Here is a 16,126-nt window from a genome sequence, read left to right on the forward strand (position 1 = left end):
TGGGAATGCGACTGGCGAGGCCGGATGACCGGCAGGGAGCAAGCAACGGCATCGTCCGCCTGGGTGCCCATCACAGATGGGAGTACCCGTGCGCTACGGGATGAATCCGCACCAGTCCGCCACGGTCGAAGGGGGACCCGCCGTCGTCAACGGCGCGCCCTCTCTGATCAACTACCTCGACGCGCTGAACGCCTTCGCGCTGGTGCGCGAGGCCGACGACGCGGGCGGCCTGCCTGCCGCCGCGTCGTTCAAGCACGTCTCTCCCGCCGGCGCCGCGCTCGCCGGCACCGTCGACGACGTCGCCGCAGAGACCTGGCGCACCCCGGATGCCGCCGCCGGCAGCCTGATCTCCGCCTATGTGCGCGCCCGGGACGCCGACCCGAAGTCGTCGTTCGGCGACGTGGTGGCGCTGTCGCGGCCGGTGGATGCCGAGACCGCCGAGTTCCTGCGCACCGTCATCTGCGACGCGGTGATCGCCCCCGGTTACGAGGAGGGCGCGGTCGACATCCTGCGCGCGAAGAAGTCCGGCGGCCTTCTCATCTTCGACGCCGGTACCGATTGGCAGCCGCCCGCCCGCGAGCGTCGCGAGGTGCTGGGCGCCGTCATCGAGCAGGACCGGGACGCCGCCGACCTCACCGCCGCGCTCCCCGCTGCTGCGCTCGACGAGACGCACCGCCGTGACGCCCTGCTCGGCATGGCCGCCGCCCGCTACACCCAATCCAACTCGGTCGTGCTGGTGCGCGACGGCGCCGCGATCGGCATCGGCGCCGGGCAGCAGAACCGCGTGGACTGCGTGCGCCTCGCGGGCGACAAGGCGCGTGTCTGGTGGCTGCGCCGGCATCCGTTCGTCCGCGAGCTGCCGCTCGTCGACGGGATGCGGCGGCAGGACCGCCTGAACTGGCAGATCCGCTTCGCCGGGGCCGAGATGACCCGGTCGCAGCGCCTCGAGTTCGCAGGGCTCTTCGGTGCGGAAGCCTCCGAGCGCTACGCCGACGAGGGCTGGCGCACGGAGTGGTCCGAGCGGCTCGACGACGTCACCCTCGTCTCCGACGGCTTCCTGCCGTTCCGAGACAACGTGGACCACGCGGCCGAGTACGGCGTGGGAACCATCGTCGAGCCCGGGGGATCGACACGATCCGATGAGGTCGCGGCGGCGGCATCCGAGCACGGAATCTCCCTGGTGACGACGGGTTTGCGCCTCTTCCACCACTGAGCCCGGGTCTGCATTCGGTGCAGATGGAAAACGTCGGTGGCGCCTGTCCCGCACCGACATTTTCCATCCGCAGACGAGGGCGCCGGATGGAAAACGCTGGTTCTGGGCGCCCTGCACCGACGTCTTCCATCCGCCGCGCGCTGCGATCGCGCTCCGACGTGCCGCGTGACGGCGCCCGGGGCTCAGCGCTGGCGGCGCACCATCTCGGCGATCCAGGCAGGCGCGAACGGCGAGGTGCAGTTCGGCGCCGTCGGATAGTCGGCCAGCACCTGCAGGCGCTCGCCGATCCCGACGGCCCGCTCACGCAGCGCCGGATGATGGATGCCCACGTACGCGAGCGTCTCGTTCATCGCCCACTGCTCGCGCGCGGGAGCATCGCGCAGTTCGCGCTCGATGCGGTCGAGCAGCCCGTCGAGGTCGAGGCCCTCCGGACTCTTCGCCACGCGCACGGAGGTCAGCGACCATGCGGCCGCACGGGCATCGGCATCCGCGTCGTCGAACCAGCGCAGCCGCAGCTCCTCGGCGAGAGGCGACTTCTTGGCGATGTAGTTGACCAGCCAGTCGTGCGCCTTCGAGCTGCGAGTCGTGCGCAGCATTCCGTTGATCTCCTCCGCCGACAGCTCCCGCGGCTTCGCGATCAACAGCCCGAGCAGCTGACCCGCCACATCGTCGCTCGCCCACAGCTCGCGGGCGAGCGGTGTCGACATGCCGATCCGCTTCGCCAGCGCGCGCATCTTCGACAGGTTCACCCCGTGCGCATCGCCGTGACGCTCGTTCACGGCACGCGCCTTCGGGTCCTCGAGAGCCCCGAGCTCGGCCAGGGCCTCGGGCACCGTCATGGTCTCCATGGTCTCAGCGTATCCGGGCAGTGCCCTGTACGGGACGGGTCGTCTATGGCAGGGTCGAAGTGCGGTGATGCTCGCCGCGGAAGGGACGACGATGTCCGACCAGCTCTTCATCTACATCGCACTCGGCCTCTATTTCGCCGCGATGCTGCTCATCGGCTACATCGCCTTCAAACGCACCAGCGACCACGAGGACTATATGCTCGGCGGCCGCAATCTTCCGTCCTGGGTCGCTGCTCTCAGCGCGGGAGCATCCGACATGTCCGGCTGGCTGGTGATGGGCCTGCCCGGGGTGATCTACCTCACAGGCCTCATCGAAGCCTGGATCGCGATCGGCCTCACCATCGGCGCCTACCTGAACTGGCTGCTGGTGGCTCCGCGTCTGCGCGCCTATACCGAGGTGTCGCGCAACTCCATCACGGTGCCGAGCTTCTTCGAGAACCGGCTGCGCGACTCGACTCGGCTGCTGCGCGTGCTCTCGGGCGTCGTCATCCTGGTGTTCTTCACCCTCTACATCTCGGCGGGCATGGTCGCCGGCGGCAAGTTCTTCGTCAGTTCGTTCAACGGCGACTACCTCGGCGGGATGCTGCTGATCGGCGGCATCACCCTGCTGTACACGCTGTTCGGCGGGTTCCTCGGCGCCTCCCTGACCGACGTCGTGCAGGGCCTGATGATGGTCATCGCCCTGATCGTGGTGCCGGTCGCCGCGATGATCGCCATCGGCAGTCTCGACGAGACGGGCTCGCTGATCACGGAGAACGCCAGCGCGGGGCACCTGTCGTTCTTCGGTGAGGCCGGGCTCACCGGTGCGACCGTCCTCGCGATCGTCTCGGCGCTCGCCTGGGGGCTCGGCTACTTCGGCCAGCCCCACATCATCGTGCGGTTCATGGCCCTGCGATCGCCGCAGGAGGCCAAGAGCGCGCGTCGCATCGGCATCTCCTGGATGGTGCTGTCGATGTTCGGTGCGATCATCTCCGGCCTGATCGGCATCGCCTACATGGCCGCCGAGGGCATCGACCTGGCCGATCCTGAGACGGTCGTGCTGGTGATGTCGAAGACGCTGCTGCATCCCTTCGTCGCCGGTCTCGTGCTGGCGGCCGTGCTGGCCGCGATCATGAGCACGATCTCCAGTCAGCTGATCGTCAGCTCGTCGGCACTCGTCGAGGACCTCTACAAGGTGTTCCGGAAGACACCGCCGGCGCCGAAGAGGCTCGTGATGATGGGGCGCCTCGCCGTTCTCGCCGTCGCGATCATCGCCATACTGCTGGCGATCACCCCGAACGACACCATCCTCGGACTCGTCTCGTTCGCCTGGGCGGGGTTCGGCGCCGCCTTCGGGCCGATCATCCTGCTGAGCCTGTTCTGGCGACGACTCACCAACTGGGGCGCCCTCGCCGGCATGTTCGTCGGGGCGGCCACGGTGTTCATCTGGAAGGCGCTCGACACGGGGCTCTACGAACTGCTGCCCGCGTTCGTGCTCGGCGCCCTGACGGCCTACCTCGTGAGCCTGTTCACGTACAAGCACAACGACGAGATCCAGCAGGAGTTCACCGATACGGGCACGATGCTCGTGGTGCCGCGCCCGCACGCGGTCGGGGACACGCCCTGACGCCCTGACCCCGCGGGACGCACCTGATCTGAGGTGCCTGGACGCAGGAATAGGGAGTCCTTCCGATGCTCGCACGCCCCCTCAGGGCGGAGTGTAGGGATGCAGCGAAAGGGGCATCCCATGTATCAGGATCCGTATCTCACTCACCGCGTCATCGCCTTCGAGATCGAGCAGGCGACGCAGCTGGCCGAGCGGCGCCGGATGATCGCCGAGGACAGCGCGCGCCTCACCCGTCGGCCTGGTCGGCTCGCGCGCCTGGCCCGTGCCATGGCCCCGCAGCGTCAGGCCGTCGCGGAGCCGGCCTGCCCGGCGGGAGCACGCTGCGCCGTCGCCGACGCATGACCATCGTGTCGAGCCCCCCGCCCCGGGAGCGGGGAGCTCGATCGGCCGCGGCGCACGACCTGCCCACTGTCGGTGGCGGGTGGCACGATGAGAGCATGTCCCTCATCGCGTCGACGCCCCGCATGGTGGGTCGCGACGTCGAGCTCGAGGCGCTCGACGCCGCACTCCGACGCGCCGTCGCGGGTGAGGCGGCGTCCGTGCTGGTCGCCGGTGAGGCGGGCATCGGCAAGTCGCGGCTCCTGCGCGAGTTCCGCGAGCGCACGGCGGACGCCGCGCTCGTGCTCAGCGGCTGGTGCCTGGACTACGGGTCGATGCCCGTGCCCTACGGCCCGCTGCCGGCGATCCTGCGCGGCGCCCTCGCCGGCCTGGAAGACGCCGAGGCCCACGCGGCGGGACCGGCACGCGAATCGCTCGGCCTGCTCCTTCCCGAACTGGGTGGCCCGGCATCCGATCGCGCCGCCGGTCCGGAAGTGCTGCGCGAGGCGATCGCCAACGTGCTCGAGGCGGCCGCGCGCCGGCATCCGGTGGTCGTCATCGTCGAGGACCTGCACTGGGCCGATGAGGCCACGCTCTCCACGCTGTCCTTCCTTCTGCGCGCCCTCGCCGGCCAGCCCATCCTGTTCGTCCTCACCAGCCGCGTCGACGAGATGCGCCGAGGCGGACCCGCGCGCTCGTTCCTCGTCGAGGCCGAGCGGGCGCGACTCGTCGAGCGGATCACGCTGGAGCGTCTGGATCCGGTGGCGGTGCGCACCATGGTCGAGGCGCTGAACGGACCGGTCGACGACGCGGGGTTCTCCCGCCTGCTCGAACGATCGGAGGGCGTGCCGTTCTTCATCGAGGAGCTGTCCTGCGGCGCCGGCGGCCCGCTGCCCGAGTCACTGCGCGACGTGCTGCTCGTCCGCTTCGACGCGCTCGGCGATGACGCCCAGCACGTCGTCCGGGTGGTGTCCGGATCGGATGGGGCCGTCGACCACGGGCTGCTCAGCGAACTCGCCTCCCTGTCCGATGAGCGCCTGGATGCCGGCATCCGTGAGGCCGTCGGCGCCGCGGTGCTGGCCGTGCGCGCCGACGGCTACGGCTTCCGGCATGCGCTGCTGCGTGAAGCCGTGCACGACGACCTCCTGCCGGGCGAGCGGGCGCGGCTGCACAGGGGCTACGCCGAGGCGCTCGAGCGTCGTGAGGCGGCCGGCCCGGAAGGCCTGGCATCGGCACTCGCCTTCCACTGGCACCAGGCGCACGACGCCCGTCGCGCTCTCGTCGCGGCGATCGGAGCGATGGAGGGCGCCAAGCAGAGCTACGCGTTCTCCACCGCGGGGCGCCTGGGCGAACTCGCCTCGGAGCTGTGGGAGCAGGTGCCGGATGCTGCGGAGGTCACCGGCATCACACGCCTGTCGCTGTTATCGCGCCTGGCCTCCATTCTGCGCAACGCGGGCTACGACGAGCGGTCCCTCGCCGTGGTGAACCTCGCACTCGCGGAGGTCGATGACGAGACCCCTGCCGTCGTGCGCGTGAAGCTGCTGCGGGACAAGGCGCTGTACGTGCAGAACCTGGGCCGGCCGGGGTCGTGTGCGCTGCTGCTCGAGGCGCTCGACGGCATGGCCGATGTGGATGACGAACGCCTGCACGCCACTCTGCTGAACCACCTCGCCGGTCGCCAGATGGTCGAGGGCGACGTCGCAGCGGCGATCGCCTCGGCCGGCGAGGCGCTGGCCATCGGTCGTGCACTCGGCATGGACGACGTGATCTCGGTGGCAGCCAACATCCTCGGCGGCTGCCACCTGCACATGAGCGGCATCGACGTGGCGATGCAGTACTTCGGGATCGCCCGCGAGCATGCGCAGCATCACGACGCCGCCCTGCGGTACGCGGTGAACTATTCGGATTCGCTGAGCACGCTCGGCCGCTTCCGCGACGCCGTGCGCGCGGCCGAGGCCGGGATCGAGCAGGCCAGGCGGCTGGGCGTCGAGCGCACGACCGGATCGATCCTCACCCAGAACATGGCCGAACCGCTGCTCGAACTCGGCCGGATCGAGCAGGTGGAACAGCTGCTCGCCAAGGATCTCACGACCCGCACGTACCGAATCTTCCGCGTGTACACGACGGCGTCGCGCATCCGCGCCCTGGTCTGGCGGGGGCGCCTCGACGAGGCGGAGTCGCTGCTCGAGGAGTGGCGGCCCGTCATGGGCACCGCCGCCCAGGCCGAGCGTCAGGTCTGGTACTCGCTCCTCGGCACCGAGATGACGCTGGCCATGGGCGCCGGTCGGACGCAGAAGGCCGCGGAGCTGCTGCAGCGCATGCTCGACGACGATGGGCCCCGGCTGCAGCACGAGGCCCGTCGCCTGCTGGACGGCGGGCTGATCGTCGCGGCGCTGCGCGCGGACGGTGATCATCACGGCGCCGATGTCCTCGCGGAGCGGGTGCGCGGCGCCTGGCTCCACCACGCCGACCAGTTCTCCGATTGGTCGCGCGTGCTCTCGGCCCTGCTCGACGGAAGCGCCGACGCGCTGCGAGCAGCCCTGCCCGTGGCCGACCGACCCGACGGTCCGGCGGTGTTCGTCGTCGCGCTGCGACGGGAGCTCGCCAGGGCCCTGGTGGCGGAGCGCGGAGATCGAGCGGAAGCGGCGTCGGTCCTCGCCCGGGCCGGAGAGCTCGCCCAGACGATCGGGCACGCGCGGCTGCAGCACGAGATCGCCGAGTTCGCGGATGCCACTCGCCTGGGCGCGGCACCGGCACGCGGCGACGGCATGGAGCTGACCGAGCGCGAGCGGCAGGTGCTGGAGCTGCTGGCGGAGGGGCTCAGCAACCGGCAGATCGGCGAGCGCCTGTTCATCAGCGTGAAGACCGTCAGCGTGCACGTCTCGGCCGTGCTGCGCAAGCTCGGCGTCTCCACCCGCACCGAGGCCGCCGCACGGTTCCGCCTCCGCTGAGTCGGCGCTCCGGACTCGTGACCCCGCGCCCGCTTCCGCTGGCCCGGCGCCCCGAACTCTTGGCGCCGTCGATCTCCGCGTGCGGACGGAGGGTCGATAGAGTGTTCCCAGCCGACTGGGGCAGGCGAACAATGGCACGCGGGTGAAGAGGAGAGAACGTGAATCGTCTGTTCCAGCGATCCGTCGGTCTTGTGGTCATCATCCTGGTGCTGGGGGCGGCGGGACTGCTGTGGTGGGGCATCTCCGTCACCGATCCGCCGGTGCTCTGGCATCCGGTGCACGTCACGCTCGCCGGCGTCTGGCAGGTGTTCTACAGCGCTGAGCTCCCCAATCTCGCTGTGATGGCAACGGCCGTGGGAATCGCGATGCTGCTCGTCGCGTTCGTCGTGGTCAGTGAGCGCATCGTGGCCTCGCGCTATCGTCGTGCCGACGCCGAGGTCAGTGCGCTGCCGCTGGCACCGCGCGCGGTGATGGCCCGCACCCGCGGGGTCTTCGCCGGCGAGGTGACGGTCACCGTGCTGATCCCCGCGCATGACGAGGAGCGCTCGCTGCCGCATACCCTCAGCTCCTTGCAACGGCAGACCCGGCCGCCGCAGCGAGTGATCGTGGTGGCCGACAACTGCACGGACGGCACGGTCGAGGTGGCCCGAGCGCACGGCGCCGACGTCTTCGAGACGGTGGGGAACACGCACAAGAAGGGCGGTGCCCTCAACCAGGCACTCGCCGACCTGCTGCCGTCACTGGGTGACAACGACACAGTCATGGTGATGGACGCCGACAGCCAGATCGGAGACGACTTCCTCGCCGAGGCCGTCCGCCGCTTCACCGATGACCGTGCCCTGATGGCCGTCGGTGGTCTCTTCGAAGGAGAGGAGGGTCACGGTCTGCTCGGGCAGTTCCAAAGAAACGAGTACACCCGCTATCAGCGCGAGATCCGGCGTCGGGATGGCCGCGTCTTCGTGCTGACCGGCACCGCGTCCGTCTTCCGCTCCACCGCTCTACGTGCTGTCGCCGCCGCCAGGTCCGATCAGATTCCCGGCATCGCCGGTGAGGTCTATGACACACTCGCCCTCACCGAGGACAACGAACTCACCATCGCCATCAAGTCGCTCGGCGGTCTGACGATCTCACCCATGAGGTGCACGGTCGTCACCGAGCTGATGCCGAGCTGGCGGATGCTGTGGGCACAGCGTCTGCGCTGGCAGCGCGGCGCCCTGGAGAACCTCGGCGCGTACGGTCTCACTCCGCAGACGCTGCGCTACTGGAGCCAGCAGATCGGCATCGGATACGGCGTCCTCGCGTTGTTCGCGTACTTCGCGCTCCTGCTGGTCATGATCCTCGCCGTAGACAGCTGGGTATGGTTCCCCTTCTGGATCGCCATCGGTCTGGTGTTCGCGCTCGAGCGGGTCGTGACCGTCTGGCGCGGGGGCTGGCGGGCACGGGGCATCGCCGTATTGGTGTTCCCGGAACTGGTCTACGACTGCTTTCTCAACCTGGCCTTCCTGGCGGGTGTGCTCGAGATCGCGTTCGGGCGCAGCGCGACGTGGAAGCATGTCGATCACGCGAGCACGGAGGCGCGCTCGTGATCGCCGTGCCGTCCGGCATCGTGCTGCCCCAGTCGCTGCTCTACAGCGACTGGTTCGGAATGCTCGCCACATTCGTCGCGATCAACACCGTGATCTACGTGGTTCTCGGCGTGATCAAGGTGCTGCCGCGATGGCGTCGCCGAGGCCACACCGGCTCCAGTCGGCGCTCAGAGACCCGCAGCATCCACCCCGACGCGCCGCTCTAGCTCGGCCAGCATCTCGGGCACGTTCTCGGCCGAAGTCGGCCTGCCGAGGTGGTAACCCTGGGCGTAGTCCACGCCGAGTGCAATCGCGGCATCGAGCTGATCGGTATCCTCCACGCCCTCGACGAGCGAGCGCGCTCCGGCCTTCCGGGTCGCCGCGAGGATGCTGTCAAGGCGTCGCCGCCCCTCGGCACCGGCGAGCGAGTCCCAGAACAGCGCGCGGTCGATCTTGACGATGTCGGGGCGCAACTCGCGGATGCGGTTTTCGTCGGCGAACGCAGAGCCGGCGTCATCGATCAGCAGGAACCCTTCGAGCTGGTCGACCTGCTCGCGAACGGCGCGGCACTCCTCAGGTGGGGAGCCCTCGAACAGCTCGAGCCCCCAGCAGCGCTCTTCGCGCTGCAGCAGCTCGGACAGGAACGGGTCCACCATGGTGCGACCCGACGCGTTGAGTGTCACGAAGGCCGATCGTGGCAGCGCCGCAGCCGCCGCCACAGCCGTCTCGATCAGACGCAGTTCGAGCTGCTCGCGTTCGCCCGACTTCTCGGCGTCGCGCAGGTGCTCAAGCGGTGAGAGGCCGTCGTCGAATCGGGCGAGGGCCTCGAACCCCACGGCGCGCAGGTCGCGCAGGCGCACGATCGGCTGGAAATGCGCACGTGCGCCGACTGCATGTCTCATCGAGCCTCGGCGATCCTCAGGGTGGTCACGGTTCAGTGTATGCCGCCGAGAGGTCATTCGCGGGCAGCGGATCGCGACGCGGTAGCCTGTCCCCGGGGGGAGCATTTCCGCAGGGGCGGGAAGGGGGACTTCGGGTGGTCGATCAGCGTACTCGCGCTACGGATGCTGAGGGGCTTTCGTGGTTGCGGACAGGGTGGATTCAGCGTGCTCGGCGACGGAGCTCGACGTACTCCGTGATGACCGTCGTGCTGTGCCTGTTCTTCGTGGTGGTGCTGCTGCTCGAATTGCTCGAGGACGACATCTCGACCTTCGAGGTGGTGCTGTCGGCCGGCCTCGCGCTGGGTGGCATCGGTGTGGCCGCGGCGGTGCTGTTCGGAGGGGTGCGGCTGCCCAAGTGGTTCGGGCTGGGGTTCGTACTGACCCATGCGCTCGTTTCGGTGTACTACCTGGGTTTCTCGGACGAGCGACAGAATGCCGTGGCCGCGGTGCAGGAGATGACGGTCATGGCGGTGTATCTGGCCTGGTTCTACGGCCCGCTCATCGGCCGCTGGATCGAGCTCGGCATCCTCGTGGCGGTCGGTGCGGCGATTCTGCTGGGACCTTTCGGTGGTGAGTCGATCGAGGGCGACTCGACGCGCGGACTCTTTGGCGTGACCAACGTCCTTGCCGTGGCGCTGTTGACCTGGCTGTGCCTGGAGATGGGCTTCTTCGTGCGCCACCGGATGCTGCTGGAGGGGCACACCGATCCGCTGACCGGTGCGCTGAATCGTCGCGGCTTCCAGTCGCGCATCGGGGAGGAGATGCGCCGTGCTCGCCGCACCGGGGAGTCGTTGTCGCTGGCGGTGCTCGATCTCGACGACTTCAAGGCGGTCAACGATGTCGACGGTCATGAGGCGGGAGACGCGGTGCTCAAGACCCTCGTCGCGCAGTGGGGATCGCTCTCGCGCCAGAACGACGCCGTCGCGCGTCTCGGCGGCGACGAGTTCGTCATGCTTCTCCCGTGCACCAGCGCGGATGAAGCCGACGAGATGCTGCACCGCATGCGCATGCTCGCGAGCCATCCCTGGTCGTGGGGCGTCACCCAGGTTCTGCCCGATGACACGATCGAAACGGCGCTGAGCAGGGCGGACTCGGAAATGTACCGGCGCAAACGCAGTGTCTGACGGGTCGTCGGTGACGCCTCTCACGTGACATCCCGACGCGTCGGGCATACCTTAGGGGGGTACCCGAGACGGAGGAGACACCATGACCACGACCGAGTTCCAGGTGACCGGGATGACCTGCGCGCACTGCGAGATGTCCGTGCGTGAAGAGGTCGAGAAGATCGCCGGCGTCGAGGGCATCGACGTCAGCGCGCAGACCGGGCGCCTCACCGTCACATCCGGGTCGGTCGTCGACGTCCAGGCCGTTATCGCGGCAGTCGACGAGGCGGGATACCGGGCCGTCACCGCCTGAGCATCCGGCTGGAGCGCCTGGCCGCCCCGAGCATCTATCACCGGCATCCGCACGCCCTGAGGAGCAGTCTTGACCGCTGTCGAGCCGTCCCGCATCGATCTCGATATCGGCGGCATGACGTGCGCGTCGTGCGCCATGCGCGTCGAGAAGAAGCTCAACAGGCTCGACGGCGTCTCGGCGACGGTCAATTACGCGACCGAGAAGGCCCAGGTCACCGTCGAGGGACCGCTCGACTCGGCGCTGCTGATCACCACGGTCGAGAACGCCGGATACACGGCGGCGCTGCCGGCCCCGCCGGTGAGCGCCGACCCGTCGCCGCAGGCGGATGCCGCGGATCCTGAGCTGCAATCGCTGCGCAACCGACTGGTCGGGTCCATCGTGCTGAGCGTGCCGGTCATCCTGCTGGCGATGATCCCCGCGCTGCAGTTCGCCTACTGGCAGTGGCTCTCCCTCACGCTGGCCGGGCCGGTGATCGTCTGGGCGGCCTGGCCTTTCCACCGCGCGGCCTGGGCGAACCTGCGTCACGGCGCGGCCACCATGGACACGCTGATCAGCCTCGGGACGTCCGCCGCCTTCGTCTGGTCGCTTTACGCGCTCTTCCTCGGCACGGCGGGGATGCCGGGCATGACCCACGAGTTCAGGTGGACCCTCGAGCGCAGTGACGGTGCCGCGAACATCTACCTCGAGGTCGCGGCGGGCGTGACAATGTTCGTACTCGCCGGTCGCTACTTCGAGAAGCACGCCAAACGGCAGGCGGGCCCCGCGCTGCGCGCGCTGATGGAGCTGGGGGCGAAGGACGTCGCGGTTGTGCGCGGCGGCGTCGAGGAGCGCATTCCGACCGCCGACCTGCGCGTCGGCGACGAGTTCGTCGTGCGCCCCGGCGAGAAGATCGCCACCGACGGCGTCGTCGTCTCGGGAGTCTCAGCCGTGGACAGGGCGATGATGACCGGCGAGTCGATGCCCGTCGACGTGCGGGCAGGGGATGCCGTCGTCGGCGGTACCGTGAACGCCGGCGGACGGCTGCTCGTGCGCGCGCGTCGCATCGGCGCCGACACGCAGCTCGCTCAGATGGCGCGGATGGTCGAGGACGCGCAGACCGGCAAAGCCGAGGTGCAGCGTCTCGCCGACCGGATCTCCGGAGTCTTCGTGCCGATCGTGATCGGCGTCGCCCTCGTCACGCTGGGCGCCTGGCTGGTGCTCGGCTTTCCGGCATCCGTCGCCTTCACCGCCGCCGTCGCCGTGCTCATCATCGCCTGCCCGTGCGCACTGGGCCTGGCAACGCCGACCGCGCTGCTGGTCGGCACCGGACGCGGCGCGCAACTCGGCATCCTCATCAAGGGGCCGGAGGTGCTCGAGTCCACCCGCCGCGTCGACACGATCGTCCTCGACAAGACGGGCACGGTCACCGAGGGGCGGATGAGCGTCGTGTCGGTCATCCCCGAGCCGGGGACGGATGCCGCGCAGCTGCTGCGCCTGGCCGGAGCTGTCGAGCACGCCAGTGAGCATCCGATCGCGCGAGCCATCGCATCCGCCGCTCATGCCGCCCGGCCGCAGGCCGGCACGACGCCCTCGGGCGACGACGCGGAACCGCCTGCCGTCGAGTCCTTCCAGAACATCGAGGGCCGCGGTGTCAGCGGCACGGTCGACGGGCATGCCGTGCTGGTGGGGCGGCTGTCGCTGCTCGAGGACCGATCGATGCCCCCCTCGACGCAGCTGCTGGCCGCGAAGGCGGATGCCGAGGCGGCTGCACAGACCGCCGTGCTCGTCGCCTGGGACGGGGACGCCCGAGGTCTGGTCGTGGTGTCCGACGAGGTCAGAGCGACGAGCGCACAGGCCGTCGCGGCGCTGAAGGCGCTGGGTCTCACGCCGATCCTGCTCACCGGCGACAACGCGGCGGCAGCCCGTCGCATCTCCGCGCAGGTCGGCATCGACGAGGTCATCGCCGAGGTGCTGCCCGCCGACAAGGTCGCCGTCGTGTCGAGGCTGCAGGGTGAGGGCAGAGTCGTCGCGATGGTCGGCGACGGCGTGAACGACGCACCGGCCCTGGCGCGGGCCGACCTCGGCATGGCCATGGGCACCGGCACGGATGCCGCGATCGAAGCCTCCGACATCACGCTCGTGCGCGGTGACCTGCGTGCGGCGTCGGACGCGATCCGGCTGTCGCGGCGCACCCTGGGCACCATCAAGGGCAACCTGTTCTGGGCGTTCGCCTACAACGTCGCGGCGATTCCGCTGGCGGCGCTGGGCCTGCTGAATCCCATGCTCGCCGGCGCCGCGATGGCGTTCTCGAGCGTCTTCGTGGTGGGCAACAGCCTGCGCCTGCGCGCGTTCCGCTGAGCGGCTCTGCACAAGCGAGGAATACCCTATGGGGGTATTGGGGTTGGCTGGGGTGAGGACAATGCTGGCGAGACGCCGAGGAGGATCCCATGGACCCGCACACCCACACCGGGCACGAAGGGCACGCAGAACATGCAGAACATGCGGAACACGCAGAACACGCAGAACACGAAGCGCACGAGGGTCATGGCGGCCACGGTGATCACGTCGCCCAGTTCCGCCGACTGTTCTGGGTCAACCTGCTGATCGCGATCCCGGTCGTGGCCTTCAGCGGCATGTTCGCGATGATCCTCGGGTACCCGGTGCCGGACTTCCCCGGCGCAGCCTGGATCGCGCCGGTGCTCGGCACCGTCATGTACGTCTGGGGAGGACGGCCGTTCCTCGCCGGAGCCGTGAGCGAACTCAGGGTTCGCCGACCGGGGATGATGCTGCTCATCGCGCTCGCCATCACCGTGGCTTTCCTGGCGTCCTGGGGTGCGAGCCTGGGGATCGTGCACCACGAGCTCGAGTTCTGGTGGGAACTCGCGCTGCTCATCGTGATCATGCTGCTCGGCCACTGGATCGAGATGCGCTCTCTCGCGCAGACCACCTCGGCGCTGGACTCGCTCGCCGCTCTTCTGCCCGACCGGGCCGAGCGCATCGAGGGCGATGAGATCGTGGAGGTGGCGCCGGCCGATCTGCGGGTGGGGGATGTCGTGATCGTGCGCCCCGGCGGCAGCATCCCCGCCGACGGCAGGATCGTCGACGGCCGCGCCGAGCTCGACGAATCGATGCTCACCGGTGAATCGCGCAGCGTCAGTCGCGGCGTCGACGATGACGTGACCGCCGGCACCGTCGCCACCGACTCCGGCCTGCGCGTGCGCGTCACCGCCACGGGCGAGGACACGGCACTGGCCGGCATCCGCAAGCTCGTCGCCGACGCGCAGGCCTCCACCTCCCGTGCCCAGCGCCTCGCCGACCGGGCTGCGGCCTGGCTGTTCTGGTTCGCGCTCGGGGCCGGCATCATCACCGCCCTGGTCTGGACCGTCGTCGGGATGCCGGACGAGGCCGTCATCCGCACCATCACGGTGCTCGTGATCGCCTGCCCGCACGCGCTGGGCCTGGCCATCCCGCTGGTCGTCTCGATCGCCACCGAGCGCGCGGCCCGCGCCGGCGTGCTCATCAAGGACCGTCTGGCGCTGGAGAGCATGCGCAGCGTCGACACGGTGCTGTTCGACAAGACCGGAACGCTCACCAGGGGCGAGCCGGCCGTCACCGGCGTCGCGCCGGTCGAGGGCTGGTCCTCCGACGACGTGCTCGCGCTCGCCGCGGCCGCGGAGGCCGACAGCGAGCATCCGCTGGCCAGGGCGATCGTGCGCGCGGCATCCGCCCTCACCTCCGCTCAGGGCGCCGGCGCTCGGTGGACCGCGACGGGGTTCACCTCGGCGCCGGCTGTCGGGGTGACCGCTGACGTCGACGGGGCCGAGATCCGCGTCGGCGGGCCGCACCTTCTCGCCGAGATCGGTCGCGCCGAGGTTCCGGATGCCGAGCACTGGCGCGCCGACGGAGCGATCATCCTGCACGTCGTGCGCAACGGCGAGGTGATCGGGGGGCTGAAGCTCGCCGACGAGATCCGCGCCGAATCCCGCGAGGCCGTCGACGAGCTGCACCGCCGCGGAGTCGATGTCGTGATGATCACCGGCGATGCCGAGGCGGTCGCGCGCACGGTCGCCGCCGACCTCGGCATCGAGCGCGTGTTCGCGGGCGTGCGCCCCGAGGACAAGTCGGCCAAGGTCGCCGAGTTGACGCGCGAGGGTCGGAAGGTCGCGATGGTGGGTGACGGCGTCAACGACGCGCCGGCGCTGGCGCAGGCCGACGTCGGCATCGCGATCGGGGCGGGCACGGATGTGGCCATCGCCTCGGCCGGGGTGATCCTGGCATCCGACGACCCACGCGCCGTGATCTCGGTGATCGAGCTCTCTCGTGCCGGCTATCGCAAGATGACGCAGAACCTGTGGTGGGCGGCCGGCTACAACCTCCTCTCCGTGCCTCTGGCCGCAGGCGTGCTCGCTCCCCTCGGGTTCGTGCTGCCGATGTCGGTCGGCGCCGTCCTGATGAGCCTGTCGACGATCGTCGTGGCGCTGAACGCTCAGGCGCTGCGGCGCCTCGATCTGCGTCCCGAGCGGGTCGTCGCCCGCTGAGCGGCGCGGCGGTGCCCTCGCATCCGCGCCTCCACGTCGCAATGGATGCCGCTGTCCGGCGATTCAGGCGGCATCCATTGCGACCTGGGCGGGTGGTTCGGATGCCGGGCGGCATCCATTGCGACCTGGGCGGGAAAGCCGTCCAGGCGGGCTGGCGCCCGTCACCGACGGCCGGGCCACTCCTCGGCGAGCAGGCCGTAGTTCAGGCCGTCCATCCATTCGCCGGAGCGGTGCAGCGCGGTGCGCCGGCTGGACTCCTCGCGGCGCATGCCGAGCCGCTCCATCAGCCGCCACGACGGCTCGTTCGCGGCAAAGCATCCGGCGTGCACGCGCCGCAGTCCGAGGGTTCCGAAGCACAGATCGATCACGGCGCCGACGGCCTCGGTGGCGTAGCCGTGGCCGGTGTGCCCGGGGGCCAGCACCCAGCCCAGCTCCGCCTCGGTGCCCTGGGCCCGATCGAGGACCTCGGCCTGCGCCCAGGCATCCTCGAGCTTGATCATCAGGTCGCCGATGATCGTCTGCGCCCCGTGGTCGGCATCCGTCAGCGCGATCACGAACGTCATCGCCAGGCGCGTCGGGTCGCGGTACGTCTCATGGAACGCCTCCCGGGTGGACGGCGCACGTCCCAGCCACCGGTTCACTTCCGGCAGACGGCGGAACTCCCACAGGGCGTCGAGATCATCGACCGTGCACGGACGGATCTCCAGGCGTGCGGTGCGAAGCGGCCAGGCGACGGTGCTGAGAGGCATCT

General features: G+C 69.8%; 13 protein-coding genes. 10 read left to right on the forward strand and 3 right to left on the reverse strand.

Going from position 1 to position 16,126, the window contains the following annotated elements; translation table 11 throughout:
* Nucleotides 1–76: 76 nt before the first annotated feature.
* Entirely contained in the window at nucleotides 77–1,213 is a 1,137-nt protein-coding gene (locus ACFQY2_RS04220; protein ID WP_378744393.1) for a phosphoribosylaminoimidazolecarboxamide formyltransferase, read from the forward strand.
* Nucleotides 1,214–1,395: 182 nt separating this feature from the next.
* Here the strand turns inward: ACFQY2_RS04220 and ACFQY2_RS04225 are convergent, their stop codons facing one another.
* On the reverse strand, nucleotides 1,396–2,061 hold the full coding sequence (locus ACFQY2_RS04225) for a DNA alkylation repair protein (RefSeq protein ID WP_378744394.1): 666 nt from the start codon (nucleotides 2,059–2,061) through the stop codon (nucleotides 1,396–1,398).
* Nucleotides 2,062–2,152: 91 nt separating this feature from the next.
* Between ACFQY2_RS04225 and putP the strand changes: the two genes are divergently transcribed.
* The 5 genes from putP to ACFQY2_RS04250 all read left to right on the forward strand — a co-directional run bounded on the left by putP (nucleotide 2,153) and on the right by ACFQY2_RS04250 (nucleotide 8,728).
* On the forward strand, nucleotides 2,153–3,667 hold the full coding sequence (gene putP, locus ACFQY2_RS04230; RefSeq protein WP_378744395.1) for a sodium/proline symporter PutP: 1,515 nt from the start codon (nucleotides 2,153–2,155) through the stop codon (nucleotides 3,665–3,667).
* 120 nt (nucleotides 3,668–3,787) lie between these two features.
* The gene (locus ACFQY2_RS04235; RefSeq protein WP_378744396.1) at nucleotides 3,788–4,009 is read left to right on the forward strand and encodes a hypothetical protein; all 222 of its coding nucleotides are present in this window, start codon (nucleotides 3,788–3,790) and stop codon (nucleotides 4,007–4,009) included.
* Nucleotides 4,010–4,104: 95 nt separating this feature from the next.
* Nucleotides 4,105–6,936, forward strand: a complete 2,832-nt coding sequence (locus tag ACFQY2_RS04240; RefSeq protein WP_378744397.1) for an AAA family ATPase — start codon at nucleotides 4,105–4,107, stop codon at nucleotides 6,934–6,936.
* Between the two features lie 158 nt (nucleotides 6,937–7,094).
* A complete protein-coding gene (locus ACFQY2_RS04245) occupies nucleotides 7,095–8,522 on the forward strand; it encodes a glycosyltransferase (protein ID WP_378744398.1) in 1,428 nt (475 codons plus the stop codon).
* Nucleotides 8,519–8,728, forward strand: a complete 210-nt coding sequence (locus ACFQY2_RS04250) for a hypothetical protein (RefSeq protein ID WP_378744399.1) — start codon at nucleotides 8,519–8,521, stop codon at nucleotides 8,726–8,728. Before ACFQY2_RS04245 ends, ACFQY2_RS04250 begins: the two co-directional genes overlap by 4 nt.
* Here ACFQY2_RS04250 and ACFQY2_RS04255 read toward each other — a convergent pair.
* A complete protein-coding gene (locus ACFQY2_RS04255) occupies nucleotides 8,690–9,403 on the reverse strand; it encodes an EAL domain-containing protein (protein ID WP_378744401.1) in 714 nt (237 codons plus the stop codon). The two genes, ACFQY2_RS04250 and ACFQY2_RS04255, sit on opposite strands and share 39 nt — an antisense overlap.
* A gap of 236 nt (nucleotides 9,404–9,639) precedes the next feature.
* On the opposite strand from ACFQY2_RS04255, the gene ACFQY2_RS04260 reads away from it, so the two are divergent.
* The 4 genes from ACFQY2_RS04260 (at nucleotide 9,640) to ACFQY2_RS04275 (ending at nucleotide 15,375) form a co-directional block, all read left to right on the forward strand.
* Nucleotides 9,640–10,566: a GGDEF domain-containing protein gene (locus ACFQY2_RS04260; protein WP_378745021.1), complete on the forward strand. Its 927-nt coding sequence runs from the start codon at nucleotides 9,640–9,642 to the stop codon at nucleotides 10,564–10,566.
* 82 nt (nucleotides 10,567–10,648) lie between these two features.
* Nucleotides 10,649–10,858, forward strand: coding sequence for a heavy-metal-associated domain-containing protein (locus ACFQY2_RS04265; RefSeq protein WP_378744402.1), 210 nt, complete (start codon nucleotides 10,649–10,651; stop codon nucleotides 10,856–10,858).
* A gap of 114 nt (nucleotides 10,859–10,972) precedes the next feature.
* Nucleotides 10,973–13,195 carry a heavy metal translocating P-type ATPase gene (locus ACFQY2_RS04270; protein WP_378745022.1) on the forward strand — a complete coding sequence of 741 codons (2,223 nt, stop codon included), beginning with the start codon at nucleotides 10,973–10,975 and terminating at the stop codon, nucleotides 13,193–13,195.
* A gap of 89 nt (nucleotides 13,196–13,284) precedes the next feature.
* Nucleotides 13,285–15,375 (forward strand): heavy metal translocating P-type ATPase, encoded by a 2,091-nt coding sequence (locus ACFQY2_RS04275; protein WP_378744403.1) that lies wholly within the window; start codon nucleotides 13,285–13,287, stop codon nucleotides 15,373–15,375.
* Between the two features lie 161 nt (nucleotides 15,376–15,536).
* Here the strand turns inward: ACFQY2_RS04275 and ACFQY2_RS04280 are convergent, their stop codons facing one another.
* Nucleotides 15,537–16,124 (reverse strand): GNAT family N-acetyltransferase, encoded by a 588-nt coding sequence (locus ACFQY2_RS04280; protein WP_378744404.1) that lies wholly within the window; start codon nucleotides 16,122–16,124, stop codon nucleotides 15,537–15,539.
* Nucleotides 16,125–16,126 lie beyond the last annotated feature (2 nt).

Source organism: Microbacterium sp. GCM10027623, assembly GCF_042666935.1.
Lineage (GTDB): Bacteria > Actinomycetota > Actinomycetes > Actinomycetales > Microbacteriaceae > Microbacterium.